Origin of the sequence: Lactobacillus sp. M0393, assembly GCF_016102025.1 — a bacterium.
Classification (GTDB): domain Bacteria; phylum Bacillota; class Bacilli; order Lactobacillales; family Lactobacillaceae; genus Lactobacillus; species Lactobacillus melliventris.
In genome coordinates, this window is record NZ_JACFPK010000011.1 from 40123 (window position 1) to 46872 (window position 6750).

A 6750-nucleotide genomic window follows, 5' to 3' on the forward strand; every position below is an offset into this window, starting at 1 on the left:
GAGCGTTATTCGCAGCAGGTAAAAGGTGGTACCGTGCTAATTCAGAGCGCCCTTGATTTATTCAAGGACGTTTTTTTATTAAAAGGATGATTAAATGAGAGTTCAAAGACCTAAAGGGACAGTTGATATTTTGCCAGACGAATCTGGTTCATGGGAAAAAGTAGAACAAATATTGCGTGATTTTTTTAAACAAGCAAATTACCGGGAAATTCGGACACCGAGTTTTGAAAATTATAGCGTTTTTGCTCGTTCAAGTGGTGAGACATCGGATGTCGTTGAAAAAGAAATGTATGACTTTAATGATAAAGGCGGCAGGCATATTGCTTTAAGGCCCGAGGGAACAGCTGGAGTAGTTAGAGCTTATGTAGAAGATAAACTTTATGCTCCTGAAGTGGTTAAGCCTTTAAATGTCTACTATATCGAGTCCACGTTTCGGTATGAAAGGCCTCAGGCAGGCCGCCAGCGTGAGTTCCATCAAATTGGTATAGAAAGTTTTGGCTCGGATAATCCTTTAGCTGATGTAGAAACAATTGTTTTAGCACATGATTTATTAGCCAAACTGGGTGTCAAAAATTATGAATTGCATATTAATACCTTAGGAAACTCCAAGGTTCGTCAGGATTACCATGATGCTTTAGTCAATTACTTTACACCTTTTAAAGATCAGCTTTCAGATGACTCAAAAAGGCGGTTAGAAAAAAACCCTTTACGTATTTTAGATTCCAAAGATGACCAGGATAAGCAATTTTTACCTGGCGCCCCCCGAATAATTGACTATTTAGATGAGGAATCAAAGGCTAATTTTGATCAGATTTTGGAAATGCTGGACCAACTGGACATTAGTTATGTGATAGATAATGATTTAGTTCGCGGACTTGATTATTATACTGGCGTCATTTTTGAATTTATAGTCGAAGATAAAAGTATTTGGGAATCTGCCTCAACCATTTTAGGTGGTGGTCGTTATGATAACTTAGTTAAGGAATTTGACGGACCAGTTACACCTGCCGTTGGTTTTGGTATCGGAGAAGAACGGTTAATGCTAGTTTTACAAAAGCAAAACCCAGCATTGTTTGCGGATCAAGGCATTGATTTCTTCATTACTAATATCGGTCAAGAAACACAAATAAAAACTGTTGAAATTGCTCGTTTGTTGCGTAAAAACGGACTAAAGGTGCAATATGATGTTGACCAAAAGAAATTAAAGGCGCAATTTAAAAAGGCTGACAGGGCAAATGCAAAATTTGTTATTACTCTTGGAGCTAAAGAATTATCCGACGGAGTTTTAAATGTTAAGCGCCTTTCTGATGGGCAAACTTTCAAGTTCAGTTTTGATGATCTTGAAAATATGAATGCAATAATGAAACAATTAAAGGAATAAAAATGAAGCAAGTAGAAAAAAGAACTGATTATTGTGGCAATATTACCCCCAAATATCTTAGCCAAGAAGTAAACTTATATGGCTGGGTTCAGCGCGTGCGAAACCTTGGTAACTTGGTATTTATTGATTTGCGCGATCGTGAGGGTATAGTTCAGGTAGTTGTTAATCATGAATCAGGTCAAGACTTGATGACTACTGCTGACGCACTGGGAAATGAATTCGTTATTCAAGTTAAAGGAAAAGTAGTCAAACGCTCCAGTATTAACCCAGATATGAAAACCGGTGAAGTTGAAGTTGACGCTAAAGAAATTATTATTTTGAATAAAGCAAAGAACCCACCTTTTGAAATAAAAGATGATGTTGAAGTTGCTGAACAAACAAGATTAAAATATCGCTATTTGGATTTACGCCGACCAAGCCTGCAAAACGCGATTATTTTGCGTTCAAAAATATTGCAAGCCACGCACGAATTTTTTGATCAAAACGGCTTTATCGATATTGAAACACCAATATTAGGAAAATCTTCTCCCGAGGGAGCGCGAGACTATTTAGTTCCTTCCAGGATTTATCCGGGTAGTTTTTATGCATTACCGCAATCTCCTCAACTTTTCAAGCAATTATTGATGGGTGCAGGCTTTGATAAATATTATCAACTAGCAAGATGTTTTAGAGATGAAGATCTGCGTGGTGATAGACAACCTGAGTTTACGCAAATTGATATGGAAACGTCTTTTACTGATGAGCAACAGGTGCAGGACTATACCGAAGGCCTATTAAAGAAAATTATGAAAGATGTAATGGGGATTGATTTAAAAACACCTATTGCACGCATTTCTTGGACTGATTCAATGAATAAGTATGGCACTGACAAGCCTGATATTCGTTTTGGCATGCTGATTCACGATTTAAGCTCTGTGTTTAAAGATAGTGATTTTAAAGTGTTTTCTAATGCCATTGCTAATGGTGGTTTTGTCAAAGGAATTGCGGTTAGAGGCGGCGCACAAAAATATTCTCGTAAACAAATTGAGAAAAAGCAAGACTATATTAAGCGCTATCATGCAAAGGGTCTGGCTTGGGTTAAATTTGAAGATGGAGAATTTTCTGGACCAGTTTCACGCTTTTTAACTGCCGAGAATAAATCCGCATTAATTAAAGAGTTTAATTTAAAAGGTGGGGAATTAGTAGTATTTATTGCTGATAAATGGAAAGTTTGCTGTGATTCACTTGATCACTTACGTCGTGAATTTGCCAAAGAAACTGATATTATACCTAAGCACGTATTTGATTTTATTTGGGTAGTGGACTGGCCATTATTTGAATACGATGAAGGCTTCGGTAGATGGATTGCTGCACATCATCCATTTACAATGCCGGATGACGAAGGCATCAAGCTTCTTGATACTGAACCGCATAAGGCTCATGCGCGTAGCTACGATATAGTTATGAATGGTGACGAGCTTGGTGGAGGATCCATTCGTATTCACAAGCGGTCAATTCAGGAAAAAATGTTTAAGGCTCTCGGTTTTACTAAAAAGCGTGCCTATGAACAATTTGGTTATTTGCTAGAAGCCTTGGACATGGGATTTCCACCTCATGCTGGTCTAGCCATTGGACTTGACCGTTTTGCAATGCTTCTTGCAGAAAAAGACAATATTCGTGATGTACTAGCATTTCCAAAAAACGCTAATGCATCTGAACCAATGATGCATGCTCCCGCACCTGTATCTGATCAGCAATTAAGTGATTTGGGCATAGTTGTCGAAGATAAGTATCATGATGATGTTGCAAAGATTGAAGCTAACTTAAGAGCACAAGCTGAAAAAGACGCCGCTCAAAATACTACTTGGGATTAGCACAGATTTAAATATATTTTTAATTAGAGCACAAGAGCTGTGAAGAAATTTTCACAGCTCTTGTGCTTTTTTATTTGTCCTCATTCAATTTTGCTTGAGGACATTTTCTTATGATGTAGCGCTTTCACAGACTTATATAATAAAAAATGTCAGGATAAATTATGCGATAAAAATATTGTTGCTTTAAAGGATGAACAGGGACCTGGAATTGGTGCCGCTATGATTGCAGCAATGGGGTGCCGTTGGTTTAAAGACTGGAATAGCTGCATCAATGTATTTGTAAAATATAATGAAATTATCGCGCCAGATCCACATAACACTGCCCTTTATCAAAAATACTATCATTTATATCATAAAATATATAATTCTATTGCTCCTCTGGCCAGAGCTGCAACTAGGCTCTAAATAAAATTGCTTTGAGTATTAAATGATGAGAGAATTATTATTCAGTTATTATTTTTATACAAGGAGGGAAATATTGTGACGGATAAATTTCATCGTGCTTTCGGGTGTTATGGTATTATTGGTGATCAACAAAGTTTAGTTGTTATCAAAAAAGAGGGTGGGCCTTATATAAATCGGTATGACTTGCCGGGCGGTAGTTTGGAAGATGGGGAGCCATTAGACCATACGGTTAAGCGAGAAGTTAAGGAAGAAACTGGATTAATTGTGCAAGACTATGACCAAATTGGTGTTACCTCATTTAGATATCCCTGGGATTATGAACAATGGCATTTTAATCAACATATCTGTGTTTTTTATAGAATCAATAAATTTACTGGTGATTTACAGACTACAGTTAAACAGTTTACGGGGCAAGATTCTTTAGGGGCTGTATCAGTTCCTCTAGAACAGCTCAATCTGGCAAATTCTTCACCTCTGGTATTAAAGGCAAAAGAGATTTTATTAAAGCCGGATAAGTTTGACTTAGCAGACCAAACTTTTGCTAATTGGATTGTACTAGATCACCCAGTTTTTTAAACTAAAAAAGCGGTTAAGGAAAATTTCCTTAACCGCTTCTGTTTATTCATATTTACCGTAAATTCTGTAAAAATGCAAGTGCTTTGACATAATTAGGTTCATTGGTTAACTCATGAATAAGTTCTTGGTACAAGACTTTTCTATTTGCATCTACAATCCAGATACTTCTAGAATCAAATTTCGTAGCATCAATAAACAAACCCATTTTTTTGCCGAAGTCAAAACTCTCGTCTGACAAAAGCTCCATTTTTGATACACCCTCTGCAGCACACCAATTTTTCTGTTCTTCTGGAGTATTGGTGGAAACAGTATAGAAATTAATACCATCAAAATTATCCACTTCGCTGTTAAAGCGTTTAGTGGAAATACTGCAGACGCTAGTATTGATATTAGGTACAACACTAATCAGTGTAACCTTATTAACCAAATCAGTGCTTGATGCAACTGAACCATCAGACTTTTTTACCTTAAAATCTGGCAGTTGTTCACCAATTTTGATTGGTTCTCCATTAGTTGACAGCGGCTCACTTTTCATTGTTACTTGCATAATCATTACCCTTTCTCAAAAATAAAAACAATTACCATTTCAAGTTTAACCTATCGCAGAATAGTAACTCAATAAATCAGCTTTTTAATTGCTTTCAGTATAGCTACTGATACGTTTAATAGCTTCTTTTAAGTTTTCTTCAGACGAAGCATAGGATAAGCGTACGTATCCTTGACCACCAGCACCGAAATAACTGCCTGGTGTTACGCCAACCTTGGCTTTTTCAGCTAAATCACTGGCAAACGCCACATCATCACAGCCAAATTTACTGGGAATTTTAGCAAAAATATAAAATGCCCCTTCAGGAGTAGCCATAGTGTAGCCATTTTTTTCGAGTCCATCCTGAAGCAGATGCATGCGTTTTTGATATTTTTCTCGCGCGGCAACATAGTCCTGATCTCCATAATTCAAAGCCTCTGTGGCAGCTGCTTGAACATTGTCAGTCACTGCAGAAATTAAAAATGAGTTCACCTTTATCATTGATTTCATTAACTCAGAAGGTCCAGCTATATAGCCTATACGCCAGCCAGTCATGGCAACACTTTTTGAAAGCCCTGATAATAAAACAGTTCTTTCAGGAATAAATTGTGTCAATGAATAATGCTTTTTTTGACCATAAATTAATTCAGCATAGATTTCATCACTGACAGCGAAAATGTCGTATTTAGTAATGACAGCTGCTAATTCTTGCAAGTTTTTCTTTGAATAAACTCGTCCTGTTGGGTTAGACGGATCAGTGATAATAACAGCCTTTGCGCCTTTTCCTTCATTTTCCAAAGTTTCCGTTAATTTTTCTGGAGTTAAAAGAAAATGATCATTAGAAGTATCTACTTGAACTGGAATTCCACCAGCCATTTTTATGATTCCAAAGTAGACTCCCCAAACAGGGGTAGGCACGATTATTTTTTCACCAGGATTAAGTAAAGTCATGGCGGCGATATTCAATCCTTCAGAAACTCCAACCGTCGCACAGATTTCACTTTTGGGATCATATGTAACACCTAAGCTTTTTGCTAGATATTTGCTAACAGCTTCCAGGTATTTTTCTTTCCCAGCTTCAGGAGCATAATGAGAGTCATCACTATTGATGTCATCAATTGCCGCTCTTTTTATGTGTTCTGGGGTATTTAAGTCAGGTTCACCAATAGTCAATTTTATAATTCCAGGTATTGTGGAAATTTTTTGATTGAAGGATCTGATCGCTGGATTAGGTATACTACTAATTTTCGAATTAATTTTTGTTGATAAATTTTTTGCTAATGTTGGCATAAAAAGAACCTTCCTTTTTTTATTGAAACCATATTATAACCCAGTATGTTTCTAAATAAAATTAAGAAAAAGTGTTTTTTATAAAGTTTTAGTTTAGTGTGTTATCCCAAATTTTGTTATAGTTAATTAAGGAGCGTGAGATAAATGGATCAAGATCAAAAAGCCAAAAGGCTAAAAGAACTAACACCAGACCAATTTCAAGTTACTCAAGAAGCAGCAACAGATTATCCTTTTAGAGGAAAATATGATGATTTTTACCAAAAAGGAATCTACGTTGATATTGTCTCAGGAGAGCCTTTGTTTTCAAGCGAAGATAAATATGATGCGGGTTGCGGGTGGCCTAGTTTTACCCGGCCAATCAAGAAATTGGTTTATCACCGTGATCAATCACACAATATGGAAAGAACTGAAGTTAAGAGTCCAGAAGGTGATTCACATTTGGGACATGTCTTTGATGATGGACCCAGTGATAAAGGAGGGCTCAGATATTGCATTAACTCCTCTGCTTTAGACTTTATTCCTTTTGATCAATTGGAACAAAGAGGATATGGTGAATACCGTAAACTTTTTAAATAATAAAAATTATGTAAAAAGACCTGATGTCAAAATCAGGCCTTTTTACTACTTAAACTATGGCTCTATAATTTATCCTGTTGATGACTTATCCATGTGGTAAGCTGTTAATAGGTTTTTTATTGCATAAAAAAGGAGGACATCTT

Annotated in this window: 6 protein-coding genes; 4 read left to right on the forward strand and 2 right to left on the reverse strand. The window is 36.5% G+C overall.

Translation table 11 applies throughout. From position 1 onward, the window contains the following. The first annotated feature begins 94 nt into the window (after nucleotides 1–94). The 3 genes from hisS to H3R29_RS08945 all read left to right on the forward strand — a co-directional run bounded on the left by hisS (nucleotide 95) and on the right by H3R29_RS08945 (nucleotide 4215). Nucleotides 95–1381, forward strand: coding sequence for a histidine--tRNA ligase (gene hisS, locus H3R29_RS08935; RefSeq protein WP_198203075.1), 1287 nt, complete (start codon nucleotides 95–97; stop codon nucleotides 1379–1381). A 2-nt stretch (nucleotides 1382–1383) separates the two neighbouring features. Then, complete coding sequence (aspS, locus tag H3R29_RS08940; protein ID WP_198203074.1) at nucleotides 1384–3234, forward strand: aspartate--tRNA ligase; 1851 nt, start codon at nucleotides 1384–1386, stop codon at nucleotides 3232–3234. Nucleotides 3235–3714: 480 nt separating this feature from the next. Next, the gene (locus tag H3R29_RS08945; protein WP_198203073.1) at nucleotides 3715–4215 is read left to right on the forward strand and encodes an NUDIX hydrolase; all 501 of its coding nucleotides are present in this window, start codon (nucleotides 3715–3717) and stop codon (nucleotides 4213–4215) included. Nucleotides 4216–4267: 52 nt separating this feature from the next. Here the strand turns inward: H3R29_RS08945 and tpx are convergent, their stop codons facing one another. Together tpx and H3R29_RS08955 are read right to left on the reverse strand one after the other, a co-directional pair. After that, nucleotides 4268–4762, reverse strand: coding sequence for a thiol peroxidase (gene tpx / locus H3R29_RS08950; RefSeq protein WP_198203101.1), 495 nt, complete (start codon nucleotides 4760–4762; stop codon nucleotides 4268–4270). Between the two features lie 84 nt (nucleotides 4763–4846). After that, a complete protein-coding gene (locus tag H3R29_RS08955) occupies nucleotides 4847–6031 on the reverse strand; it encodes an aminotransferase class I/II-fold pyridoxal phosphate-dependent enzyme (protein ID WP_198203072.1) in 1185 nt (394 codons plus the stop codon). Between the two features lie 144 nt (nucleotides 6032–6175). Here H3R29_RS08955 and msrB point away from each other — a divergent pair, with 144 nt between their 5' ends. Further along, the gene (gene msrB / locus H3R29_RS08960) at nucleotides 6176–6607 is read left to right on the forward strand and encodes a peptide-methionine (R)-S-oxide reductase MsrB (protein ID WP_046324884.1); all 432 of its coding nucleotides are present in this window, start codon (nucleotides 6176–6178) and stop codon (nucleotides 6605–6607) included. Nucleotides 6608–6750: the final 143 nt, after the last annotated feature.